17 protein-coding genes and 2 tRNA genes are annotated in these 25,294 nt (G+C 52.3%); 13 read left to right on the top strand and 6 right to left on the bottom strand.

Going from position 1 to position 25,294, the window contains the following annotated elements; genetic code table 11:
• Window positions 1-2: 2 nt before the first annotated feature.
• A complete protein-coding gene (locus tag AAGA79_RS06375; RefSeq protein ID WP_411827940.1) occupies window positions 3-1,466 on the bottom strand; it encodes a trypsin-like peptidase domain-containing protein in 1,464 nt (487 codons plus the stop codon).
• 290 nt (window positions 1,467-1,756) lie between these two features.
• Entirely contained in the window at window positions 1,757-2,680 is a 924-nt protein-coding gene (locus AAGA79_RS06380; RefSeq protein WP_411827941.1) for an ArsR/SmtB family transcription factor, read from the bottom strand.
• A gap of 56 nt (window positions 2,681-2,736) precedes the next feature.
• Between AAGA79_RS06380 and metK the strand changes: the two genes are divergently transcribed.
• The 6 genes from metK to AAGA79_RS06410 all read left to right on the top strand — a co-directional run bounded on the left by metK (window position 2,737) and on the right by AAGA79_RS06410 (window position 9,888).
• Complete coding sequence (gene metK / locus AAGA79_RS06385) at window positions 2,737-3,972, top strand: methionine adenosyltransferase (RefSeq protein WP_411827942.1); 1,236 nt, start codon at window positions 2,737-2,739, stop codon at window positions 3,970-3,972.
• A gap of 21 nt (window positions 3,973-3,993) precedes the next feature.
• A complete protein-coding gene (gene ahcY, locus AAGA79_RS06390; protein WP_411827943.1) occupies window positions 3,994-5,406 on the top strand; it encodes an adenosylhomocysteinase in 1,413 nt (470 codons plus the stop codon).
• Window positions 5,407-5,566: 160 nt separating this feature from the next.
• Entirely contained in the window at window positions 5,567-5,842 is a 276-nt protein-coding gene (locus AAGA79_RS06395; RefSeq protein WP_411827944.1) for a hypothetical protein, read from the top strand.
• 56 nt (window positions 5,843-5,898) lie between these two features.
• Entirely contained in the window at window positions 5,899-7,704 is a 1,806-nt protein-coding gene (locus AAGA79_RS06400; RefSeq protein ID WP_411827945.1) for an alpha-amylase family glycosyl hydrolase, read from the top strand.
• A gap of 27 nt (window positions 7,705-7,731) precedes the next feature.
• The gene (locus tag AAGA79_RS06405) at window positions 7,732-8,703 is read left to right on the top strand and encodes an SIS domain-containing protein (protein WP_411827946.1); all 972 of its coding nucleotides are present in this window, start codon (window positions 7,732-7,734) and stop codon (window positions 8,701-8,703) included.
• 18 nt (window positions 8,704-8,721) lie between these two features.
• Window positions 8,722-9,888, top strand: coding sequence for an NAD(P)/FAD-dependent oxidoreductase (locus AAGA79_RS06410; protein ID WP_411827947.1), 1,167 nt, complete (start codon window positions 8,722-8,724; stop codon window positions 9,886-9,888).
• A 127-nt stretch (window positions 9,889-10,015) separates the two neighbouring features.
• Here the strand turns inward: AAGA79_RS06410 and AAGA79_RS06415 are convergent, their stop codons facing one another.
• On the bottom strand, window positions 10,016-11,518 hold the full coding sequence (locus AAGA79_RS06415; RefSeq protein WP_411827948.1) for a PLP-dependent transferase: 1,503 nt from the start codon (window positions 11,516-11,518) through the stop codon (window positions 10,016-10,018).
• Between the two features lie 141 nt (window positions 11,519-11,659).
• Here AAGA79_RS06415 and AAGA79_RS06420 point away from each other — a divergent pair, with 141 nt between their 5' ends.
• The 3 genes from AAGA79_RS06420 to AAGA79_RS06430 are packed head-to-tail and all read left to right on the top strand — an operon-like array spanning window position 11,660 to window position 14,360.
• Window positions 11,660-12,664, top strand: coding sequence for a DHH family phosphoesterase (locus AAGA79_RS06420; protein ID WP_411827949.1), 1,005 nt, complete (start codon window positions 11,660-11,662; stop codon window positions 12,662-12,664).
• A gap of 24 nt (window positions 12,665-12,688) precedes the next feature.
• Window positions 12,689-13,423: a tRNA pseudouridine(55) synthase TruB gene (truB, locus tag AAGA79_RS06425; protein WP_411827950.1), complete on the top strand. Its 735-nt coding sequence runs from the start codon at window positions 12,689-12,691 to the stop codon at window positions 13,421-13,423.
• 34 nt (window positions 13,424-13,457) lie between these two features.
• Complete coding sequence (locus AAGA79_RS06430) at window positions 13,458-14,360, top strand: bifunctional riboflavin kinase/FAD synthetase (RefSeq protein ID WP_411827951.1); 903 nt, start codon at window positions 13,458-13,460, stop codon at window positions 14,358-14,360.
• A gap of 6 nt (window positions 14,361-14,366) precedes the next feature.
• Here AAGA79_RS06430 and AAGA79_RS06435 read toward each other — a convergent pair whose 3' ends face one another.
• Window positions 14,367-16,184, bottom strand: coding sequence for a carbon starvation protein A (locus AAGA79_RS06435; protein WP_411827952.1), 1,818 nt, complete (start codon window positions 16,182-16,184; stop codon window positions 14,367-14,369).
• Between the two features lie 142 nt (window positions 16,185-16,326).
• Between AAGA79_RS06435 and AAGA79_RS06440 the strand changes: the two genes are divergently transcribed.
• Window positions 16,327-16,412 (top strand) — tRNA-Tyr (locus tag AAGA79_RS06440).
• Between the two features lie 48 nt (window positions 16,413-16,460).
• Here AAGA79_RS06440 and AAGA79_RS06445 read toward each other — a convergent pair.
• Window positions 16,461-16,865: a DoxX family protein gene (locus AAGA79_RS06445; protein ID WP_411827953.1), complete on the bottom strand. Its 405-nt coding sequence runs from the start codon at window positions 16,863-16,865 to the stop codon at window positions 16,461-16,463.
• Window positions 16,866-17,015: 150 nt separating this feature from the next.
• On the opposite strand from AAGA79_RS06445, the gene clpB reads away from it, so the two are divergent.
• The 3 genes from clpB (at window position 17,016) to AAGA79_RS06460 (ending at window position 21,052) form a co-directional block, all read left to right on the top strand.
• Window positions 17,016-19,589 carry an ATP-dependent chaperone ClpB gene (clpB, locus tag AAGA79_RS06450; protein WP_411827954.1) on the top strand — a complete coding sequence of 858 codons (2,574 nt, stop codon included), beginning with the start codon at window positions 17,016-17,018 and terminating at the stop codon, window positions 19,587-19,589.
• 17 nt (window positions 19,590-19,606) lie between these two features.
• Complete coding sequence (locus tag AAGA79_RS06455) at window positions 19,607-20,800, top strand: App1 family protein (protein WP_411827955.1); 1,194 nt, start codon at window positions 19,607-19,609, stop codon at window positions 20,798-20,800.
• Between the two features lie 165 nt (window positions 20,801-20,965).
• A tRNA-Leu gene (locus AAGA79_RS06460) sits at window positions 20,966-21,052 on the top strand.
• A 561-nt stretch (window positions 21,053-21,613) separates the two neighbouring features.
• Here the strand turns inward: AAGA79_RS06460 and AAGA79_RS06465 are convergent.
• Window positions 21,614-25,195 carry a DEAD/DEAH box helicase gene (locus AAGA79_RS06465; RefSeq protein WP_411827956.1) on the bottom strand — a complete coding sequence of 1,194 codons (3,582 nt, stop codon included), beginning with the start codon at window positions 25,193-25,195 and terminating at the stop codon, window positions 21,614-21,616.
• Window positions 25,196-25,294: the final 99 nt, after the last annotated feature.

A 25,294-nucleotide genomic window follows, 5' to 3' on the forward strand; every position in this document is an offset into this window, starting at 1 on the left:
TTCTAGTCCTCTAGATTCTGGAGTTTCGAGATCCCGTAGCTGGATTGCACGCGCTCGTTGGCAGCCTTCACATCGGCGGACGGAATGATGACCGGGCGGCTGGCACCGTAGAGTTCGAATACGTGGAATTCCGGTGGGTTTTCCGCTGTGAGTAGTTCGTTGAGCTGTTTGAGACTCTTGATCTTGGTGCCGTTTACCGTGTCTACGGCCAGACCGGTCACATTCGGGATGCGAGAGGTGACAGGATCCTGCTCGATTTGCGTGAGAATGACGATGTCTTCCATTTCCTGGAAAATGCCTTTCGGGACATAGTCGGAATAGAGTCTACGGACAGTCACATCGCGGAACTTGGAGGTAGCGAAGAGATTGGTATCGAGAGGCTGGAAAACGAGTCCTGCAAAAACCACGTAGCGCGGCTTTTTCTCATACTGGACCGCATACATTCTGGATGGAGAAAGCGCTTTCAGGGTGACTTCCACGTCGTTCCAGGATCCATCCCTGAGGAAGCGAATCTTGATGGTATCGCCGACGTATTTCCGCTCCACGATTTCATTGAGGTTAACTTTTTCGCCACCAACGGTGACTTGGCCGGCGGAGTCGACAGGTTGGCCATCGAGTGAGAGGAGGATGTCACCTGTTTTCAAGATTCCATCAACCGAGCTCGTTGGGACGACATTGGTAATGAGGACACCTTCATCTCCGCTAGGGATCTGGAGAGCTGCTCTCATGGCAGGGTTGTGCAGGGGGAATTCGTTGATGCCGAGTTCCGCATAATGATCGTAGGTGCCGTCCGCGATGTCTTTCAGGAAGCGGTTCACGACGGGGGTAGGGATGATATATCCGGTATTGTCTGCCTGGCGAAGCCCCTGGAAGGCTACGCCGACGACTTTTCCGTCCTGTAGGACTGGTCCGCCGGAGTTGCCGGGGTTGATAGCTGCATCTATCTGGACAACAAGGTGCTGATCCGCACGGCTGTGCGAGTATGGCTGGAAATCGATGCGGGAGACGATTCCTTTGGTAACGGAAAGACGCTCACCGCCGACAGGATAGCCGATGACGGTCACCTGTGACTCTAGGAGTGGGACCTCGCCGATTGGGAATACAGGGAAATTCTCAAAGTCAGAGAAATCGACGAGGGAAAGGAGTGCCAGATCGCAATCGTGTGCGATGAAATCGACCTTTGCAGGGTATTTTTTCGGGCTGCCGTGGACGGTGATCAGGATGCGCTGCTGATTGGATACCACATGCGCATTGGTAAGGATTTTGTTTTTCCCGACTAGGAATCCGGTTCCGATACCTCCGCCGAATCTACCGGAATTCCATGGTGTTTCATAATCGGGATTCTGCGTGGCTACTTCGATACGCAGGACCGAAGTATAGAGCTTGGAAGAACCATTTTGGGCGAGTGCCGGAGTTATGAAAGACGTGCTGAGGGCAAGTGCCAGAGCGAGTGCGAAGCGAATCATATGGAGGGAGCTTATGAGTGTCCTTGGAAATGGCAAAGGAGAACTCTGCGGAATTTAAGGGAATTTACGATCCCATAGGACGAAGAATCTTCGCTTAGTATTCTTTGGGATAAAAAATGTAAGTTGTGATTTATGAGTGCATTGTAACTATTTTACTGAGTCCTTTCCGAAGGATTGCAAAAGCAGCTTGATGAAAGGTATTTCCCATCAAACTGTTTACCTCCTCTCACTTCACACAGCACTGTCATCATCCGGGGGGAGCATGGCGGACATAGGTGGGGTGAGGGGTCTTATTCTTTTGGGCGAATGCCCATTCCCAGTAGCGTCTGAAATTTTGGGGCTGCACTTTCCTTGTCTGCGATGAGAGTTTCGATTTCCGAAAAGGCGGATTTCTCAAGCATCTGCTGAAGGTGGCTTTCAGAGAAACCCAGCCAGCGATCCGCGTATAGCTCCCGTGCTTCAGCGAAGTTGTGCTGGAGAAGGTCAAGAATGATTACCCGACCGCCGGGGCGGAGAATTTTGAAGGCGGAATCAATGGCGGCCTGCGGGTGCTCCGCATGGTGCAGAGCTTGGCTGAAAATAGCGAGATCGATGGATTGTTCCTCGATGGGAGGCGATTCGATATCGCCGATGCGAAACTCAAGATTATCGAGGCCGTTTTCACGTGCTAGATTTTGTGCATAATCGACCATTTTCGGAGATAGATCCACGGCAATGACTTTTTCCGCGCGCTGTGCGAGAAGCTGGGAGAGGGTGCCCTCGCCGGCGCCGAGGTCAGCCACATTGCGGTAGTTCATGGATTTCAGAAGGGCCTCCGCCAGCGCTTTCCATGAACGGCCGGGCACATAATCTTTCCCGAAACGACCAGCCAGTTCATCAAAATAAGCGCGGGCGTAGTCTTTGCGTTTCGAGAGAATATGTGAGAGCGCCAGATTATCCGCAGCGACTTCAGGTATTTCGGTGGCTGCCTGAGTGGTGATGGATACCAAATCCTGCGGCAGGGTGGCTGAGTAGACGTTGTTTTTCCCTGAGCGCTCATCCTTCACCAGACCGGCAGCTTTCAGCTGGGAGAGTTGGGTGGAAATTCGGCTCTGGCCCATGCCCAATATTTCCTGAAGTTCTGCGACTGTTAGTGCATCCTGATGAAGGAGCGAGAGGATTCTTAGCCGTGTGGGGTCGGAGAGGAGTTTCAGCGATTTGATGATTGACGGCATGGGTGTAGTGATACATCAACAAATCACGATTTGACGATACGAAAATAAAAACGCACATGAGTACATACATTTTTTCCTCAGAGTCCGTGGGCGAAGGCCATCCGGATAAAGTCGCTGATACTATTTCAGACGCGATCCTTGATGCATGCCTTGAGATCGATCCAAAAAGCCGCGTGGCGTGCGAGACGTTTGTTAAGAGTAACATTGTGATCGTCGGTGGAGAGATCACGATTCCCATGCTGCAGGACAAGGCTGCCGGAACCACCAAGCCCATTGATGAAGTCATTAACGTGGGTAAAATCATCCGCGATGCCGTGCGGGGAATTGGCTATGTGAATAGCGACGATGTCTTCCATGCGGACACACTTTTCATCAACAACTACCTGACCATCCAGAGTCCGGACATTGCCCAAGGCGTGGATGCGGAAAAGGCGGAGGGCAAGGATACCGACAAACAGGGTGCCGGCGACCAAGGCATCATGTTCGGCTACGCTTGCAACGAAACTCCAGAGTTGATGCCTGCGCCAATCATGTTTGCGCATCGACTAGGCAGAGAGCTGACCCGTATTCGTAAAGAAGGGAAGATCGCTACCTGGTTGCGCCCCGATGCGAAAACACAGGTTTCAGTCGAGTATGTGGACGGTAAGCCGACGCGAATCGTAAATGTTGTGATTTCCACCCAGCACGAAGCTCCGGCAGCCGGAGTGAGCGACGAGGAACAGCATACATTGATCAAGAATTTCTGCATCGAGCAGGTGATCAAAAAGGTCCTACCCGGGGAGATGATCACAGCCGATACCGAGTTCCTGATCAACCCGACCGGTAAGTTTGTCATCGGTGGCCCGCAAGGAGACACCGGACTGACCGGGCGCAAAATCATCGTAGATACCTACGGCGGGAGTGGCCGCCATGGTGGTGGTGCTTTTTCCGGAAAAGATCCGTCGAAGGTGGACCGCTCCGCAGCTTACATGGGCCGTTGGGTAGCTAAGAACGTTGTGGCAGCAGGGCTGGCCGAGAAATGCGAAGTGCAGTTTGCCTACGCGATCGGCCATCCGGCGCCAGTCAGCGTTCACATCGATACCTTCGGCACAGGCACCGTGGACGATGCGGAAATCCTGAAGGCAGTTCTAGAGGTCTTCTCGTTCAATCCGGCGGATATCGTTGAGCAACTCGACCTGCTTCGTCCGTTTTATTCGAAAACCACCAACTACGGCCATTTCGGCAAAAGCGATAGCGACATCACCTGGGAGAAAACCGACAAGGCGGATGCTCTCAAGAACGCACTTAAATAATCACCTACCAAATATATTATAATGAGCTTCACAGACTATAAAGTAAGAGACATCGGACTCGCTGAGTTCGGCCGCAAGGAAATCGACATCGCCGAGCATGAAATGCCGGGCCTGATGGCTACCCGCGAGAAATACGGGAAAACAAAACCTCTCGAAGGCGTCCGCATCATGGGCTCCCTTCACATGACCATCCAGACTGCGGTTCTCATCGAGACCCTCGTTGCGCTTGGTGCTGATATTCGCTGGGTTTCCTGCAATATTTTCTCCACACAGGATCACGCGGCGGCGGCGATGGCAGCCAACGAAATCCCGGTCTTCGCATGGAAAGGCGAAACACTCGAGGAATATTGGTGGTGCACTTGGCAGGCACTCGTCAACAAGGACGGACTCGGACCACAACTCATCGTCGACGACGGTGGAGACGCGACTCTTCTCATCCACAAGGGCTACGAAATGGAAAATGGTTCCACTTGGCACGAGTCTCCGGGCGAGAGCGAAGAGGAGCAGGTCATCAAGGATCTCCTTGCAAACATTAAAGTGAAACAGCCGGGCATCTTCCACACGATCGTGAAAGATTGGAAAGGTGTTTCCGAAGAGACCACGACTGGTGTTCACCGCCTCTATCAGATGGCCAAGGCTGGCACACTTCTCGTGCCTGCTATCAACGTGAATGATTCCGTTACCAAATCAAAATTCGATAACCTGTATGGCTGCCGCGAGTCTCTTCTGGACGGTATCAAGCGCGCAACTGACGTGATGGTTTCCGGAAAAGTAGGTGTCGTCTGTGGATACGGCGATGTGGGCAAAGGCTGTGCGCAGGCGCTCCGTGGTGCAGGTGCACAGGTAGTTGTAACCGAAGTCGACCCGATCTGTGCTCTTCAGGCGGCGATGGAAGGCTTCCGTGTTCTTCCTATCGAGGACACCCTCGGCTGGGGCGATATCTACGTCACTACCACTGGTAACAAGGACATCATCAGATTCGATCATATGGAAAAAATGAAGGATCAGGCGATCGTTTGTAACATCGGCCATTTTGATAACGAGATCCAGATGGACAAGCTCAACAAGGCGGAGGACGTCACTCGCCTGAACATCAAGCCACAGGTTGATAAATACACATTCGCGGCAGGCAACAGCATCTACATGCTTGCTGAAGGTCGCTTGGTAAACCTTGGATGCGGCACCGGACACCCATCCTTCGTGATGTCCAACAGCTTTACCAACCAGACACTTGCGCAGATCGACCTATGGGAAAATCGTGAGAGCTACAAAGCTGGTCAGGTCACAGTTCTTGCGAAACACCTGGACGAAGAAGTCGCCAGACTCCACCTCGCGAAAATCGGAGCGAAGCTCACGACTCTTACCGAAGAACAAGCTTCCTACATCGGTATCTCTCCGGAAGGTCCATTCAAGCCGGATCATTACCGCTACTAGGATACTAAACGGATTCAGTTGAAATATCTTAGGCCGGTCCGGATTTTTCCGGGCTGGCCTTTTTCTTGAAATTACTCCGGGTAAGGATCAGGCAATTCGGGCCTATGGAATTTTTTTTCAATTTCGTTTCCTTGACTCCATTCTCTGGATAAATTTGGGAATGAGCCGCGATTCATCGGACTGGGAAAGTAGTAAGGGGCTTGCGAAAGCGATACTTCACGATCGCGGCATGCGGAGAAAATGGATGGCAAGGTGGCTGTTTTTTACTCTGATGTGGCTGGCATTTGGCTTGTGGATAATCGACGGCTGGCTTGAGGAAAGCGCGCTCAGATTCGCCGGTTGGTGGATTTTCTGTACATTTCTGGCCATCATTCTTGTGATTTTCGCACTCTATGACTCGCTTTCCGTGGTTCGCGAGGAACGAGATAAGCGCTAACCCGGTTCTGAAAGTTTTATTGGCAAGATTCGTGCATGGCGCTGAGAGTGCCCACGATGAACTCCAAAAAACGATCCGCCAGGCCTGTAATCTACCAGTTGCTTGTCAGAACATTCGGAAACTCCAATACGACCCGAAAGGTCGGGGGAACAATTGCCGAAAATGGATGCGGCAAGTTCGGGGATATCAATAACGCTGCTCTTGGTTCAATCCGCGAGATGGGATTCAATCACATCTGGCTCACCGGGGTGATTGAGCAGGCTAGCGGCACAGACTATCCAAACAGACCGGCGGATGTGCCGGATATTTTGAAGGGAAAAGCGGGGAGCCCCTATGCTATCAAGGACTACTTCGATGTTTGTCCGGACTATGCGGAGGATCCCGAAAATAGGCTGGAGGAGTTTCGGGAACTGTTAGGTAGGTGCAAAAGCAACGGATTCAAGGTCATCATCGACTTCGTGCCAAATCACGTTGCACGCAGCTATCAGTCGGACGTTTATCCAGAGCTTTCTTTTGGAGAAAATGACAATACGGACGTTTTCTTTGATAGAGAAAACCATTTTTACTACCTCACTCCGGAGCGGGTGGATGGTGAGCCTCCGCTGAAATTGCCCACAGCAGGGATGCCGGGCTGCACGGGACTTTTCGAGCCAGAGAATGAAGTTGGAAAGGTGACCGGGAACAATTCGATTACCTGGTCTCCGTCCATCCACGATTGGTATGAGACCTTGAAAATTAACTACGGGCATGATTTCACGACCGGGCGCCGCACCGAACACCTTCCCGGTCCGGACGCGCCGTTGGACGAAGTTCCAAAAACCTGGAAGACGATGGATAAAATCCTCGCCCACTGGCAGGAGATGGGTGTCGATGGTTTCCGGGTTGATATGGCTCACATCGTGCCGATGGAGTTTTGGAGATGGCTCGTAAGGCAGGCGAGAAATCGCGATGCTGAAGTGTTCTTTGGTGCCGAAGCATACGACTCTGATCCGGCGAAACTCACCGATGAGGATGTTCTGGAAGAGCTGTGGAAAGCCGGCTTCAACGGTGCTTACGAGCACCCGACCTACAAGATTCTTCAGGGAATTTACGAAGAAGGGAAGTGGGCGAACGATCTTGATGCAGAAACTTTCGCAGGCAACCGATTCCACCATTGTATACGTTATGTGGAAAATCACGACGAGGTTCGCATCGCTAACCCGCTTCATTGGGGTGGGGTGGGGATGAATGCTGGAAAGCCTGCGTCTGCCGTGATGTTCGGTATGAGCCGTGCGGCAATCATGCTTTATGCCGGGCAGGAAGTGGGGGAGCCGGCGATTGGTGAAGAGGGTTTTAGCGGTGATGACGGGCGTAGCTCCATTTTCGATTACACATCGCTTCCCGAATTGCAAAAATGGAGTAGCGACGGAAAATACAATGGCTCAGGGCTCTCGAAAGAGCAGAAAGATCTGCGTGCTTGGTATGCGAAGCTTTTTTCTGTGCTTGGCGAACCGGCTTTCACGGACGGTGAATTCTACGGACTAAATCACGCGAATTTACAAAACCAGAATTTTGGAAGAGTGGAGGCAGAAGGATTCTCAGGTCACTGGCTGTATGCGTTTCTCCGGCACGATCAGGAATCCGGGCAATCGTTCTTATGTGTGGCGAACTTTCATCCGACCGAGACTCTATCAGATGTGAGAGTGAATATTCCAAGACATGCAGTGGACTTTCTCGGGTTGGCTGATGGGGACGAAGTCACCTTCGAGGATTGGTTGGGAGGTGCAACCAAGACCAAATTTAGAATTTCGGAACTGCCCGAGACCGGCGTCCGACTTGGTAATCTGAAGCCCCTAAGCGCATCGTTTTTTTCTTTGATGTAAAACTCAGCATAAAGTCTACTGAACGTCATGAATCTCGTAGAGAAAGCACAGAATGTAATCAATATGCAGGCAGAAGGCCTTCGTATGATGGCCTTGAGGGTAGATAACAGTTTTGGGGTAGCAATTCGAGTTCTTCAAAACTGTTTGGAGAACAATGGGAAAATTGTGATCGTAGGAATTGGTAAATCCGGAAACGTCGGACATAAGATTGCCGCGACGATGAATTCAACGGGCGCCACCGCAGTGGTTCTCAATTCACAGAATGCGCTCCATGGTGATCTAGGACTGCTCAGTGACGGTGATGTTATTCTCGCCCTTTCTTATTCCGGTGAAACGCAGGAGCTCATGGAACTCATGCCGTTTCTTAGGTCCTTCAAGGTAAAGATTGTTGCGCTGTGCGGGAAGCTAGGGTCTTCACTTTCGAATGAGGCTGATATCACGCTGGATACATCGGTATCAAGAGAAGCATGTCCGCTCAATCTGGCTCCTACTACCTCATCCACAGCTATGCTGGTGATGGGAGATGCTCTGGCGATGGTATTGCTCGAGACGAGGGGCTTTTCTCCTGACGATTTCGCCCGCTACCATCCAGGTGGCTCACTTGGTAGAGTGTTACTTCTAAAAGTAAGGGATGTAATGCGTCGGGAAGATAAAATGCCGACAATCCCCGTTGGATCCAGGGTTTTTGATGCGGTATCTGAGATGAACCGTAGCCATAGTGGTGCTTGTTTGATTATCGGTGAAAACGGGAAGCTCGCGGGTATTTTTACCCATGGAGACTTTGCGCGTAGTTACCAGATGAATCCTGATTTGGGCCAAACCCTTGTCGAAACTTTGATGACGCGGAAACCGATTACTTTGAAAGAGGATTCCTTGGCCGTAGAAGCTGTTACACAGGTGGTGGAGCACGGAATCGACGACATTGTGGTCGTGAATGAAAAGGATGAACCTGTCGGACTGATTGATGCGCAAGACCTTGCCCGTTATAAACTGATCTAAAGCGCCTTAAATAGACTTTTGGAAAAACTGGACATTGTGGTTGTCGGTGGGGGGCCAGCAGGGCTCCGTGCTGCGGAGGTTGCTGCTCAATCCGGGCGGAAGGTTACGCTTTTCGACGCGAAGCCAGGGGTGGGGCGTAAGTTTTTGGTGGCAGGAAAGGGGGGACTGAATCTCACGCACGGTGAGTTGTTTAAAAATTTCACACGGAGGTATTCCGGTGGCGATGTCTGGCAGGAACTCCTTAGCGATTTTGATCCAGCAGCGCTGCGGGAATGGGCACATGGGCTGGGGCAGGAGACTTTCCAGGCAAGTAGCGGGCGCGTTTACCCAAAGGCCCTGAAAGGAGCACCTCTCCTTAGGGCGTGGATTTCCCGGCTGAAGGGTCTGGGGGTAGATATAAGAACCCGGCAGAAATGGACGGGTATTTCCGAGGGGAATTTGCTTACTTTCGAAGGTCAATCAGCGGTGTGTGCCGGCGCGGTGATTTTCGCACTTGGGGGAGGTAGTTGGCCCAAGACAGGATCTGATGGGGGATGGGTGGATAAATTCCGGGAGATTGGGGTTACCGTCAATTCCCTCCAAGCATCGAACTGCGGATGGGAATGTGATTGGAGTGCGGGCTTCCTCGAAATAGCGGAGGGGCTACCTGTCAAAAACATCGTGGTAAAAGCAGGTGTGACGGGGCTGGCAGGTGAGCTGATGGTGACCAGATATGGTCTCGAGGGAGGCACCGTATACGCTCTGGGTAGGGAACTCAGGCAGATGGATATTCCTGAGATTGAGATCGATTTCAAACCAACCTTTTCGACTGAGCAACTGATCACAAAGGTCCCGAAGCAGAAAAGCGATTTGTTCGAGCGAGCCGTAAAGGCCTGGAAGTTAAGTAAGCCTGTCGCGGCAATGCTGGGAGCTAGATCCTGGGAGACTGTCGAGGAATTGGCTGGGGCGGCAAAGTCATGGAGAATTACGCTTAATGGGCCGAGGCCTATAGCCGAAGCCATTTCCAGCGCGGGCGGTGTAAGTTGGCAAGAGCTTGATGATTCGCTAATGCTGCGAAAATTTCCCGGAGTTTTCCTGTGTGGGGAAATGATTGATTGGGATGCCCCTACCGGTGGGTATTTATTACAGGCTGCATTCGCGACTGGCTCGCGTGTTGGTAGACGTGCTGCGGATTTCGTCAGCTAGTTACTGCACACGGCATAGAAAAATCATATCTAGAAGACTACAATCACGAGATGTCGTTTGTTGAGTCAAACCGTGGGACCTACCTAGTATCGAGAACTGTACCCTTGGAAGAGCATTTCTTTTTAATTCAACCCAATGCTTCCTCGAATGCTTGAATGATCGTTTCCACCGGTTCGGTTCCAACTGAAATGCGGATCAAATTCGCAGGGACGCCGCAATCTTCTGTCCAGCTCAGCTCATCATAGTGGGCTAGGAGAGTGTATGGACAAACGAGTGTGAATGGTGTGCCGAAGGACGGTCCCTTGGACAGTTTTAGAGAATCGTAAACCTTTGGAGCCTTTTTGGGCTGTGCCAGAATGATGGATAGCAGACCTCCGTAGCCGCCTTGCTTCCGCTTGATCAGGTCGTAGTTCTCTTTTTGCTTTAGAGAAGGGTGCCACACGCTGGCGACAGCCGGATGAGCTTCGAGGAAATTCACCAAGGCTAGAGCGTTGTCATTTACCTCTTTGTTCCGCGCCGAGTAGCCTTTCAGGTTTGAAAGTAGAACTTCAGCGTCGCCGATGTAGAGGGGAGCGCATTCGGCTGAATCTTCGGCAATCGATTCCAGCAATTCACCGGCCAGTGGAGAATCATCCCGAACTGTGAGCGCTCCAGCCATCACGTCGCCGGTTCCGGAAACCCACTTCGTGAGAGATGACGTGAGAATATCGGCGAAGGGGAGCACATCCACGTTCAGCGGACCGGCTGCCGAATCATCGAGGATCAATGGCGTGCGGGAAAAGCGACATGCTTCCGCGGTGCGTTTGAGATCGATGGTCCTCAATAGAGGATTGGAAGGTACTTCACAGAACACGCCTGCAAATTCTCCCGCCCGAATCCGTTTCAATGCCTCATCAAAGGATTCTCCGGAAGCTTCGTTCAAGTAGACTACTCCGTGGCCGAAATGTTCCTGGATCTTCAGGCTATCGACGTAGGGGAATTCAATCTGGAGGGTTTTCTTACCCTCGCGGACGCCCGGTAGTGAGCGCAATGCGGCCAATCCTGCTGAAATGCCGCTGCTGAATATAAAGGTATTTTCCTCTTTTCCGCCGTTCATTTTAGCAACCGCGCGGGAGAGAAGATGCGATTTGGAGCCTTCGCGGAGCTCTCCGTCGAGAAAGTTCTGGGCTTGGCGGGACGAGACGATTTCTCCTGTGAACCGCCAATATAAATCCGCCAGCTGTTTTGCTTTTTCCGGGAAAACCAAAGCCTGCAAACCATTGTAGGATGTACTCCGAATGGCGGCCTCGGCTTTTCTTTCCAGCCAGCGGTGGGCTCTTTGAGCGGAGGTTTTGGTGGGCAGTACCATGACCCTCTCTCCGTCCGCGGCTAGCTCGGCTTCCGCATTTTCGAAAAGTCTTTCAACAGAGGGATGCTTGAAAAAGCGGGGATATCCGGTGCGGAGGCGCCGAGTTACTTTTTCGCGTCCTTCTTCATATCCAATCACGCTATCCCAGGTGGGAAGGCACATCGAACAGGCATGGGTAGAATCAGGCAAGGGAACTCCCAAGTCCTCTTCCTTCCAAGCTGGATCTACCAATAAATTACGCACGGCTGCTAGATGAACCGATAGATTCATATGGGCAAGCATGTTTTCTATGTTAAGGGCTAAAAGTGAGTTCAAGAGAACAACGGGATCTAATGTCCGATACCCCGAAAATTCCGGTTCCTTTGGTCTTGCTTCGACTTCGACCCTAGCGAGAATCCGCGCCCGACCACGTAGCCGCAACTTATGAGTAATATGACTGAAATGAACAAAGAGGGAAAATTTGCAGAAATTGGGAAGATACTTTCAGAGAACGAAAGCTTCCTCCTCATGAGTCACGTTCGTCCGGACGGCGATGCTATCGGTTCCGAGATAGCTTTGGGTTTTTCTCTCAAGGCGATGGGCAAAACCGTTTATATGATCAATGAAGACGGAGTCCCTGAGAGTCTTACGTTTCTCAAAGGCTCGGGTGAGGTAACAACCCCTCCATCCGAACCTCTGGATGTGGATGTGGCGATTGCTCTCGATACTGCCACGAAACCGAGGCTTGGTGAAAATAGCCTTCATGCGGCAAGCAAGGCCAAGCTTTGGCTGAACATCGATCACCACCTTTCCAATCCGGAATACGGGGATGTAAACCTGATTGATTCAGTCAGCCCGGCGACCGGTCAGATTCTCTACGATTTGATCAAATTTCTCGATTTTCCGCTGCCCGAAGAAACCCGCGATTCAATCTACGTTGCGGTTTCCACAGATACAGGCTCTTTCCAATACGGCTCTACAACTGCCAAGACCTACGAAATGGCGGCGGACCTTGTGCGTGAAGGGCTGCAGGTGGGTAAAATCAATGCGGATACATACGATAATCACCCTTATCGTCGCCTTGAGTTGATGCGCGCGCTTTTGAATACCCTGGATATCTCCGAAGACGGACGTCTGGCGCATTGGGAGTTAAAGGATGAGACAAGAATCTCTCTGGAACTTGTTCCTGATGACAGTGAGGGCCTGATTGATCTGATCAGAGGCGTCAGCGGTGTACGTGTGGCCGTGTTTTTCGAGGAACTCGAGGATGGCAAAATCCGTGTTTCCATGCGCTCCAAGGATAAGGCAGTGAACGTCTGCGATGTCGCACTGAAATTCGGCGGTGGTGGTCACGCGATGGCTGCTGGAATCCGTATGGAGGGACCACTTGCCGCGGCGAAGGTAAAGGTTCTTGCGGAACTCGAAGCAGCTCTCTCCCAAGTAGCTTAACCGCACTTTTCCAAACATTTTTTGATGAGAAAGAAACAAGAAGAATATACAGGCCCGAGCGGTGTGCTGCTCGTGGATAAGGCACCGGATATGACCTCGCACGATGTGGTTGCGATTGCCCGCCGTGCGTTGAACACAAAAAAGATCGGCCACTGCGGAACTTTGGATCCGATGGCTACAGGCCTACTCATGCTGGTGATCGGTCGTGCCACGAAAATTCAGGACCTCCTCATGAGTGAGAACAAGGTCTACGAGGGCACCATGACGCTGGGTGAGCGCACCAGCACACAAGACCGTCAGGGAGAGGTTCTGGAAAGCCGTGAAGTAGGCGATTATTCCCGGGAAGAAATCACTGCGGCATTCGATGCCTACAAGGGTGATTTCGAGCAGTTACCACCGATGGTTTCCGCAATCAAGATGGATGGAGTCCCTCTGTATAAATTGGCCAGGAAGGGACAGGAAGTAGAACGCAAGCTTCGTCCTGTTTCCGTTTCCAAATACGAAATCAGCCGCACGGAACTTCCGGAGATTGATTTCAAGGTATTCTGTACCAAGGGATTCTACGTGAGAACCTATGCAAACGATATCGGTGAGAAGCTCGGCTGTGGGGCCCATTTGAGTGCATTGCGCAGGACAAATTCCGGAAAATTCACTCTCGAGCGTGCCGTCACTGTGGCTCAGTTGAAGGAGGCTGACCCCGAAGTGCTTCTCAATGCCTTGATTTCCCTCGCAGAGATTTCTCTGATGCGCGGAGCTTGATTTTTACGGAATCTCCCCGAACTGTCTTTCCAACGTGCCAATTCGTATCAACACATTGGAGGAACTAGCCAGCCAAGATGGGCCTCTCCATCTTGCGCTTGGGGTCTTTGATGGCATACATGTTGGTCATCAGGTAGTAATCGATCGCGCGGTTTCCGCAGCGAGAGAGCAGGGGGGAAGGGCGTTTGTCGTCACATTCTCCCCGCATCCGATTCGGGTTATTGCTCCCGGTAAGGCGCCGAAATCTCTGCTTGCTACACTGGATGAAAAGGCTGAGGTCGTGAAGGCTCTCGGCGTCGATGGTCTGCTGGTAATTTGTTTCGATGCCGAATTCGCAAAGATGACGGCGGAGGCGTTCGTGTCGAAACTCACAGCTGGAAACATTGCCACAGTTTCAGTGGGGGAGGATTGGCGCTTCGGTAGTAAGCGTTTGGGAGACGTTGAAATGCTCCGACAGGCGGGAAAGGTTCACGGATTCAATCTTGAGGCCGTTCCGCCCGTGATGTGGGATGGCGAGCGAATCAGCAGCACACGCATCCGGCAAGCGATTCGCGATGGGAATTTTTCAGCAGCGGAAAGTATGTTGGGCAGACCTTACGAAGTTACCGGCAAGGTAATCGAGGGAAGAAGACTTGGACGCCAGATAGGTTTTCCTACGGCAAATTTATCCTTGGGTGATCTACAGATTCCACAGGACGGCGTTTGGGCTGTTACAGTGGATGGGAAAATGAAAGGTATCGCTAATCTAGGAATGCGGCCCACCGTCGGTGGCTCCGAAAAACTACTTGAGGTTCATCTGTTCGATTTTTCAGGTGATCTCTACGGGAAAACTATCCGGGTGAGATTTGATCGCTACATCCGCGCAGAGCAAAAATTCGCATCCGTGGATGACCTGAAGCAGCAGATCGGAAGAGATGTAATCAGTGCGAGATCCTAGATCAAATCAGATCGGTTGCTCGAGAACACCTTTTGCGCGCGGCCATGCGGCGATGGCCTCGAAGATTATCCAGCCTTCCAGGGCCATGGTGGTAATTCCGATCGTGGATAGCAGGTAATTCGGATTTTCTCCGGTCAGCCACGCCTCGTCTCCGATGAACATCTGGGAAATCATTGCGAGTGCAGGGAGTAGAAGCATGAAAAATGCAGGAACGGCGACGAACCAAATTGGAAGATTCCGTCTCCACATCCAGAAGAGGATGACTAGGAATGCCAGGCCACCAAGCAACTGATTGGTCGCGCCGAACAATGGCCAAAGAATGAGGCCACCTTTTCCAAGGTTTTCGATCTCATAGGCAGTTCCGGGGGCGGGCATCGCAGCAATGGCACCAGCAATTATGATAGCGAATACGGTGGAAGAGTGTTTGTTCGTAAGTGCTTTAAAGCCTATCGCCTCAGCCAGTTCCTGGGTCACATAGCGCTGAAGGCGGCATGCCGAATCCAGTGTGGTGGCGGCGAACGAGGCTACAAAAACGCCCATCAGCGCGGTTGCGAAGCCCGCGCTGAGGCCCAGCGCGCGGATAAAGTTTCCCGCTCCGGAGACAAATGCGTCAACCGTGGATGCAAGGCCACCTGATGCCTGCCATGTGGCATAGCGGGACTGGTAGGCCGCCTCTCCGGTAAGGGTCACTCCGGTCGCTTTCCCGTCAATCATCTCGGGGACGCCAAGTCCGATACCAGCCACGCATGCAAGAATTACCAAAACCGCCAGAAAGCCCTCCGTGAGCATGGATCCATAGCCTACGAACTGGGCTTCGGTTTCACATTTCAATTGTTTCGAAGATGTCCCGGAGGAAACCAGACAATGGAACCCGGAAATCGCCCCACACGCGATTGTGATAAATAGAAACGGGAAAATCCATGGAGCTCCTGCTGGCGCACTATCCCCGATTCGCGTGGCGGGCGCCACAATCTCCAAAGCTTGTTTCTCCGCGCCGCTCCCGAACCCAAAAACGGCGGCAACAACCAGGCCAACCATGACCAGGCCTACAGCTGACAGCAGCTGGATGGAGTTTATATAGTCACGCGGTTGCAGCAAAACCCACACAGGGAGCACGGAAGCCACGTAGGAATATAGAAGCAGTATAACTACCCACGCGACCACCGGCCATTCCGCGAGGGTAGTGTTGAAGGTATGCACTGGCCCCCAGTCTCCGAACGCCACGCTGAGATACATCACTCCAAGCGCAATAATGGATGGAATGAGTAGGCTTTTCCCTTTTCGGTGAAGCCAAAGCCCAATCATCACCGCAATGGGGATCTGTATCAGACATGGGAAAATCGCCGTATGAAACATTTTGAAAACCGCCGCGATCACCAGCCCGAAGATGGCCAGAACGATTGTAATGGTCGTGAAAAGGATGGATAGAAACAGGATACGTGCGCGTGGAGCCAGAATCCTACCGGATATATCGCCTACCGTTTGACCCTTGTTCCTCATGGATATGACCAGCGCGCCGAAATCGTGCACGGCTCCGATGAAAATGGACCCGAAAAGAACCCAAAGCAGGGCGGGTAGCCATCCCCATATGACGGCCAGGGCCGGGCCCACGATGGGACCTGTACCGGCGATGGAAGTGAAATGATGCCCAAAAACTACGCCTTTTGCAGTAGGAACAAAATCATCGCCGTCTTCGCATTCGATCGAAGGCGCTATATTCGATGGGTCTAGTTTAAAAATTTTCCGGGACAACCACCGCCCGTAGGTGTGGTAGGCTATAATGTAGGCAAGAAAGGCGCCAATGGCGATTAGCAGCGTCAGCATAAGAAGGTGAGAGAACCTTGAATCCCACATAGGGCAAAGTTGAAAATCACATTTGCAGAAAAAATGAAATTAATCCCTCTTTTTTGCTTGTCAAAAAGGTGGTCCGGGAACCAGTATCCCGGCCCCGCGCAACGCGGTCATCGGGTAGGTGGTCGAGTGGTTAAAGGCGGCAGACTGTAAATCTGCTCACGTAAGTGTACGCTGGTTCGAATCCAGCCCTGCCCACCATCATTTTTGATAAAGCGCTCACTGTTCTCAGTGAGCGCTTTTTGGTTTTCAGGATGCTGGCTTCAGCTGTGCGTCCGGTGTATTCGGGTTGTTCAGGATAGTGTAGAAGAGGAAAAGATGGATCAACTGTGAGGGGAGTAGTTCCCATTTCTCCAGAACGCACGTGCCCAGCATAATCCCACCCATCAAAAGGCAACCAGTAAAGGCTCCCCAGCAGATCACTTTCCATCCGATTAGAAGCGAGAGCCCCACGGCAACTTCGACAAAGGGTATTAGATATGCGAAAGATAAGGCGGGGAACCCGGCGAGAAATGTCTCACTGAATTGCCCTGACATCCCGGTTGCGAAGGAATCGAGCTTGGGAAAACGGATACCTCCGTGGAAAATCATGCTAATTCCGAAGGCGATCCGAATTCCCAGATAAGCGAGTTTTGAGTTGGTAATCTGTGTCATGGACCATTCTTCAACGGAAACCCCGGATTTCAAGGGAGCGGCGAACGATTGTGGATTTTAATCCAGCCGCTCCAAGGCGGATTTACCATCGCTGGTGTTGCGTGAAATTTGAAATGAGCTAACTTTATATAGTCCTATAATCTAAATATCATGGCACTCGAAAAATTGACTCAGAAACTCCAGGAGGCTTTGCAATCTGCGCAGGGCCTGGCGTCCAAATCTTCGCATTCGGAACTCCGCAGCACACATGTTTTATTGGCCCTGCTCCAGCAGGAAGGCGGGATAGCGGTTCCAATTCTCCAAAAGGCCGGGGTTGATATCGCTCAACTTAAAGCGGCCATCGCCGTGGCGCTTTCAAAGGAAGTAAGCGTTCAGGGCTCGACAACACAGCCACAGATTAGTGCTGGCTTGCGCGCAACACTGGAGACGGCTGATTCCGTTCGGGAGAAAATGGGCGATGATTTCCTATCCGTGGAGCATTTCCTCATCGGTTCATTGGAAGGGGATTCACCTGCCGGAAAGCTTTTGAAAGAGGTAGGTCTGAATAGAAACAAGGTCGAGGAGGCCGTGAAGGAAGTGCGGGGTTCACAGAAAGTGATCGATGCGGATCCCGAGGGAAAATACCAGACACTCGAAAAGTACGGTCAGGACCTAACGGCCCGTGCGCGGGCAGGTAAAATTGACCCGGTAATTGGTCGGGATCATGAAATCCGGCGTGTTCTGCAGGTTCTTTCCCGCAGGACTAAAAACAATCCTGTGCTTATCGGTGAACCGGGAGTGGGTAAAACAGCCATTGTGGAAGGTCTGGCACGTAGGATCGTCTCCGGAGATGTCCCGGACTCCATGAAAGACAAAAAAATAATTTCTCTGGATCTTGGCGGAATGCTGGCAGGAGCAAAGTTCCGAGGAGAGTTCGAAGAGCGTCTCAAAGCTTTCCTGAAAGAGGTAACTGATGCGGATGGGAAGATCATTTTGTTTATTGATGAGCTCCACACCATCGTAGGTGCGGGAGCAGCTGAGGGCGCTGCGGATGCTTCCAATATGCTCAAGCCACAGCTTGCCAGGGGGGAGCTGCATACGATCGGTGCAACGACCCTTGATGAATACCGAAAATATATCGAGAAGGATGCCGCGCTGGAGCGCAGGTTCCAGCCGGTGCAGGTGGGCGAGCCCTCCGTAGAGGACACCGTGGCAATCCTCCGTGGCCTGAAAGAGCGCTATGAGGTGCACCACGGGGTGAGAATTCAGGACGGGGCAATTGTCGCCGCGGCAGTGCTCTCCGATAGATACATTTCCGACAGATTTCTTCCTGATAAAGCTGTGGACCTGATTGATGAGGCTTCCTCGCGCCTGAAAATCGAGCTGGATTCCATGCCTACCGAAATCGATGTTCTGGAGCGACAGATCATGCAGCTGGAGATGGAGAAGAAGGCGCTGGAGAAAGAGACCGACAAGGCCTCCGCAGCACGCTTGGAGAAGGTGAAGGAGGAACAAGCCAACCTGAAGGAGGAATCGTCCGGGAAAATGGCCCAGTGGCGCAATGAGAAGGGCGTCATCGATGAGGTGCGGCTCGCACAGGAGCGGATTGATTCATTGAAGACGGAGATGGAAAAGGCCCAGCGGATCGGTGATCTTACGAGGGCATCCCAGATTTCCTACGGAGATCTCCCGGAGGCGCAGAAATCCCTGGAGGAGGCGGAAGCGGGTCTGGCACAATTACAGAAAAATGGTGCGATTCTGCAGGAAGAAGTGACCGAGGAAGATATCGCAAGAGTGGTTTCGTCCTGGACGGGAATTCCAGTCAATCGTTTGCAAGAGGGTGAGAAGCAAAAGCTGGTCACTATGGAGGACCGCCTTGGTGACAGGGTCGTGGGCCAGAAGAAGGCAATTAAGGCGGTGGCAAACGCCGTAAGGCGCGCTAGAGCAGGCTTGCAGGATGAGAATCGCCCGATCGGATCGTTTCTCTTCCTTGGTCCTACCGGTGTGGGGAAAACCGAGCTTTCAAAAGCTTTGGCGGAATTCCTTTTCGACGACGAAGGGGCGATGGTGCGAATCGACATGTCCGAGTATATGGAGAAACACAGCGTTTCACGTCTGATTGGTGCGCCTCCCGGCTATGTGGGCTATGACGAGGGAGGACAGCTTTCCGAACACGTGCGCAGAAAGCCTTATTCGGTGGTTCTTTTCGATGAAATCGAGAAGGCACATCCAGATGTATTCAATGTGCTGCTTCAGGTCCTGGATGATGGCAGAATCACAGATGGGCAGGGGAGGACTGTTGATTTCCGCAATACGGTGCTGATCATGACCTCAAACATCGGATCCCAGTTCATTCTTGGTGAAGAAAATGCAGAACAGCGCGAAGCGAAGGTGACCGAGGCTCTGCGTGCTCATTTCAGGCCGGAATTTCTTAACCGTATCGATGAAATCGTAATTTTCCATCGCCTGGAACGCGAAGACCTTACGACTATTGTTGATCTTCAACTGGAGCGCGTTCGCAAACGTCTAGCAAAGCAAGGTCTCGGGTTTGCGCTTTCCGAAGAGCTGAAGGAATACGTCGGGAATCAGGGCTACGATCCAGTCTACGGCGCCAGACCCTTAAAACGGGCCATTCAGACTTATTTGCTCGACCCTCTCTCGCTCGATGTGCTCGACGGAAAATTCGTGGACGGCGATGTGATCAAAGGTGAGCTGGACAATGGAAAGGTTGTGTTTTCGAAATAGAGGCGAATCTTGGGGATATGGGAATCTCGAAAAACCTTCACCTGGCCGCAGTCGCGGTGGAGGAACTATTGGATGGCGCACGCCGTTTTGTCTGGAAACGGACAGGACGGCACAGGCCGCGCCAGATCGTTGCCTATCGGGGGTATGGAAACAGCAGTGCCGTGAAGATCTCCGGTCGGCTGCTTGCGAATAAACCGACTGGTGGACCACTGGAAAAAGATGGATGGTGGAAAAACCTGGTGAATACCTACCGCCGCTGGGAGAGCGATGAGGTGCCGTTTACGAAAGTGACCGTCAGTTACGGCGAAAACGAAACGGAAATTACCACGGACGAGGAAGGTTATTACGTAGTGGAATTTCCACGGGAGCTTGATGCGCGAACCGAGTTGGTCTGGCGGTCAGCGTCGGCAAGTTGCTCGGCGGGTGAATGTGAGATTGAGTCGGTGCACGAGATCATGATTTCTCCCGTTTCTCCGGAATTCGGTGTTATAAGCGATATGGACGATACGGTGATTCATACGGGTATCACGAGCATTCTCTTGGCTGCGAAGCTGACCTTCATGGAAAATGCGAAAACGAGGAAGCCTCTGGATGGAGTGGCCGGGCTTTACCGTTCACTTCAAAACGGGAATTTCTCCGTAGCTACGAATCCCATTTTCTACGTCTCCAGCTCTCCCTGGAATCTTCACGATCTGATCACCGACTTTATGGATCTGAACGATATCCCGCCCGGGCCTTTGCTGTTGAGGGACATTGGCTTGGATAGAACAAAATTCATCAAATCCAAGGGTCATGGGCACAAATACGATAAAGCGTTGAGTATCCTTGACGAGTTTCCGGATCTTGAGTTTTTGCTCATCGGCGATTCCGGGCAGGACGATCCTACGATCTATGCAGATCTGGTGGAGGCACGACCGGGACGCGTGAAAGCCATCTATATCCGTGATATCGACCCCGACCTGGATTCCGAACTTGATCGGAAAGTGCATGAAGCCGTGGAAAGGGCATCCCAGTCGGGCGTCCCTATGATGCTGGTCCGGGATAGTGTGGAAATTTCCCATCACGCACGTCATCTAGGCCTGATTCCCGAACCAGATCTGGAGGCTGTTGAAGAATCCGCGGCCCGCGATCAAACGAGACCCGAAGCCGGAGAACAGGCGATAAAGGACGCGTTCCAATCTTCGCAAAACATGGAGGAAACCGATGCCTGACTCGGGAGGTGTCTAGCATTTTCCAAGCCCATGGACTGAGTCGAAGCCGACAGATATGGTTAAAATGGGAGAGAACGAAATTTTCTCAAAAAAGTTTAAAGATTATCTTGCAAAAAACCGGCCGCAGGAATATCACCTGCGCCCACCCTAACCGGAAAAGCAAAAGCTCGGATGGCGGAATTGGTAGACGCGCTAGACTAAGGATCTAGTGACCGCAAGGTCGTGGAGGTTCGATTCCTCTTTCGAGCACCATTTTCCAGTTAGGTTGAAACAATAAGGGAGCCTCAAAAGGCTCCCTTTTTTGTGCCCGGATATCACTGATGCCCCCCTCCGATGTCCCCCTGAAATTGGCAGGAGTTTTTACCAAACCGAATCGCATATACGACGAGCGTTGATGGTAGAGGGGGATATGTAAGTGCCGAAAATGGCCTAGCTGCGCCTCAAGACGTATTTATGACTCAGTATAGACGCGGACGAGCTAAAGAGATCTTGTAGCTGACCATGTGGGGCGCGGAAGGTTTAAGGTCAAATGTGTTCAACAGTAGCGACGCCAAGGCTCTTGTAGCAGGCACAGGAGGATTAGTTCGGCTATTTTGAGGTAACCTAAGTGTGGTTATCTGCAGCCTCAAGAGTATGTAGGTAGATGAGCACGGGGGAGGGTAGGTAGGTCGACACTTACGGGCTTCAAACTCGGCTTTGCAAGTTTATAGGATTGTGAAGTTCCAGTGGCGTAAAAAAAAAGGGAGGCCGCGGAGGCCTCCCTTGATGATGCTCAGACCAAAAGGACTGGCAGGAATTTTTTACCGATCAAGACTATAGATCGTCTTTGCTATTCTTTCTGGCTGCTTTCTTTGCTGCCTTTTTAGCGGGCTTGGCCTTGGCGGCTTTCTCCTCTTCTTCCTTCTTCTCCTCTTCGTCGATGGAGTGGGTGAGGATGAATTGGAGGTCGTCGATGCCAAGGTTGGAGGCAAAGCCTTCGTCGCCAAGGACGTTGGTGACGAGCTGGGTTTTCTGGTGCTGAAGGATACGGATTTTCTCTTCCACTGTTTCTCTGGTCAGCAAGCGATAGGCGATAACCTTGTTTTTCTGACCAATCCGGTGAGTTCGGTCGATCGCCTGGTTTTCCACAGCTGGGTTCCACCATGGATCGTAGAGGATGACGTAGGACGCGGATGTAAGGTTGAGGCCGGCGCCACCTGCTTTGAGTGAAAGCATGAAGACGGATGGGTCCTTGGTGGTCTGGAAACGCTCGATCTCGCCCTTCCGGTCCTTTGTCTGGCCGGTGAGGTAGTTGAACGGGCGTGCTTCGAGTTCGAGGCGGGCCTTGATGAGGTCCAGCATGGAAACAAACTGCGAGAAGACGAGAACCTTGTGACCTTCCTCGTGCAGCTGGTCCAGGAGGTAGAAGAGAGATTCCATTTTGGCGGATTCCTCCTTGAGGTATTTCGGATCGATGAGTCCGGGGTGGCAGCAAATCTGGCGGAGGCGCATGAGGCCTTGCAAGATCGCGAAGGAGTTCTTTTTAACTGCTTCATCGGAATCCAAGCCGAGGAGGGCTTTCTGAATTCGTTTGAGTTCGTTTTTGTAGAGCTCAAGCTGCACGCCTTCCATTTTGGAATATACTTCCTCCTCTGTCCGTGGCGGAAGGTCTTGGGCGACCTGGAGCTTGGTGCGGCGGAGAAGAAACGGACGCAAACGTGATGCGAGACGAGTTTGGGAAAGAGGGTCTTTCCGTTTGTCGAAGCGTTTCTTGAAGTATGCGCGGTTTCCGAGGACGCCGGGCATGGCGAATGCCATGAGGGACCACATGTCGAGAAGTCTGTTCTCGATCGGAGTTCCGGTAAGAACGAGGCGGTTCTGGGAATCGAGCTCGCGGGCGCATTTTGCAGCTTTTGAGTCCGGATTCTTGATCTGCTGTCCCTCGTCGAGGATGGTTGTGAGCCATTTAATGCCGGAGAGTTCCTCTCCACACACACGGAGCTGTGCGTAGTTGAGAACGAGCATGTCGACGTTGTTCTGGATGTGCTCCACATCGATATCGTCGCGATTTTTGAGGATCTTGACGTGTAGTTCCGGCGTGAATTTCTCAGCTTCGGAATACCAGACATCGAGAACCGATTTCGGGCAGACGATGAGGGCGGGTTTGTGGGGACCACCGGTGTCCTTGTGGCGCTTGAACAGCCAGAGAAGGTAGGTGAGGGACTGGATGGTTTTTCCGAGTCCCATGTCATCCGCAAGAATACCACCGAAGTTGTTTTCCGCGAGATAGGCGAGGAAATGGAAACCGTCGATCTGGTAAGGACGAAGGGTCGCATTGAGGCCATCCGGGAGAGGAGGGGTGACTTCGAGTTTGATTTCGTTCGCACGGTTCTTGATGCGTTCCCATGCTTTTGGATCGAAGACCTCGGCGGCCTTTGGATCTGCGAGCTGGAGGGCGTGCATACGGTGTGTCTCGCCGGAAAGGTCGAATGGATCGAGACCAAGGCGTGTAACCGCCTCGCGCTGATCTGCATCGAGCTTGATTTCCAGGCGCATCCACGAGCCATCGTCCATTCGGACGTAGCCACCGCGCGCGGCAACGAGCTGGCGGATTTGTGCTTTGGAGAGGTTTACGCCTTGAACGTCGATAACGATGCGGAGATCGAACCAGTCGATATCCTGACCAACCACTTCGAAGCGGACGGCTGCAGTGACAGGGTCATCGAGGATTGATTTCAGGCGAAGATCTATATCCAGCTCGATGTCCTTCGGCATTGAGCGAACCCACTCGGCGAATTTCTCAGGAAACTGCTTGGTGATGCGGGATTTGAAGGAAATTAGCTTCTCATCATAGGCAAGAGACATCTCGTCGAGAATCGGCGGGATCGGATGAAGTGGTTCGCGGGCGAAGCGGAGGAGCTGTTTGCCTTTGACCGGCTGCTGCTCAACGAGTTCCCAGCCCTCTTTCGTGAGGCGCTCTGTGCGGCGACCTTTGGTCTCGATGGCGGTGACGTCAATGACAAGATGCTCGGTTTCAGCGGCGGTGAGGCCGGCTACGAGCTTCATTTCGAGCTTCGGTTTGAGCTCAAGATCGACAACGCGTTTTTTGAGCGATTCCGGAAGGCTTGCGCCGATTTTCCGGAGGAATTCAACGCCCTCGAGGGAGTCGATGACTTTCCTCGGGATATGGTAGCGAGGCATTACCTCTGTATCCTCAAGCCAGCGTGGTGGGCCCGGGAAAACTGTTTCATCGGATTGGTAGAGCTCTTTGCGGCCTGGAAGTAGGCGCACGGAGTGGGAGACGTTTTCACCAGTTGCTGTGACGAGCTGGATGGCGAAGGAGTTCGGATCGTAGGCTTCGTCTTCGCAAATCCAGGCGAGGGCCTCTTCCGAGAGTTTAAACGGGCGATCGTCGAGGTTGACGAGGTAGCCTTCGAGAGCCGGTTGCTGGAATACGCGGTTCATGAAGCGGCAAGACTCTTCCTGATCGAAATCGAGGGTGGTGTCTCCGTGCTTTCTGTAAAATGCGAGGAAGTGTTCCCAGAGAGTCTGCGAGGAAGCATCCATGAGAAGTGCGCCTTCCTGATGGAGGGAGACGTATTTCTCAATATCGGACTTTTCGCGAAGCTGGATGAATTGCGCATTTGGACGATCCTCACGGAGTTCCATACGGGCTTCGTTGATGGTGGCAACAAGGCGGAAGCCAACAACGAGTGCTTCGTCCTGTGGAGGGCGCTCGTTGACGTGTTCAATGCGGTCATACCAGGCTGCTACTTCGCGCTCCTGCTCCCACTCCGCCATTTTTTTCTGAACGGAGGCGAGGTCTGTGATGACAGACATAAACTCCGGATAAGGGAGTTTCTTTTTATAGAAAGCGTAGGCGAGGTAGTTCCAGAACTCGAGGATATCGCCCGGAGGCATAGGCCAGAGTTCAAGAGGCTCGTAGGAAGCGATTTCCCAGCGTGGGTTGATGCGGACCATGTCATGGTCGTGCAGCTCGCCTTCGATGACGTATCGGCGGTAACGCTTTTCGATTTTGGTAACGTATTCGGCTTCCTTGTCGTCCAGCTCACGGTCGAGCTTGTCCTCGATGATGTCGATGACCGGGGTATCGTCGAATTCGTTGGGTGATTCGGGAAGGTCCTCACCGCGATGCATACGCTCCATCATGGTGGCGTATTGGCAGGCACCGGAAACGAGTTCGTCTTCGGCAGTGCAGGAACCGAACCAGCGGTTCCCCTGGAGGCGGAGGGAAGTGCGGTGTGTGCCCGTTTCGTCCTCTACGCGACCCTGGATGAAGAGATGGTTACCGAAGATTTGGGTAACGGCTCCATCTTTCTGAAGCATGTCGCCGCGACGGCGGGCATCTTCCGGGAATGAGTTGAGAAAATTGAGAGTGGCGCGATCCGGATTCATAACGTGTATAAAGGCCGTCTTCCAAAAAGACGGGAGAGGAGACTAGCGCACAAATCAAATTTTGTGCAATAGGAAGTTTGTAAGAGATCTTTTACTAAA

This window comes from Luteolibacter sp. AS25 (assembly GCF_046736275.1).
Lineage (GTDB): Bacteria > Verrucomicrobiota > Verrucomicrobiia > Verrucomicrobiales > Akkermansiaceae > Luteolibacter.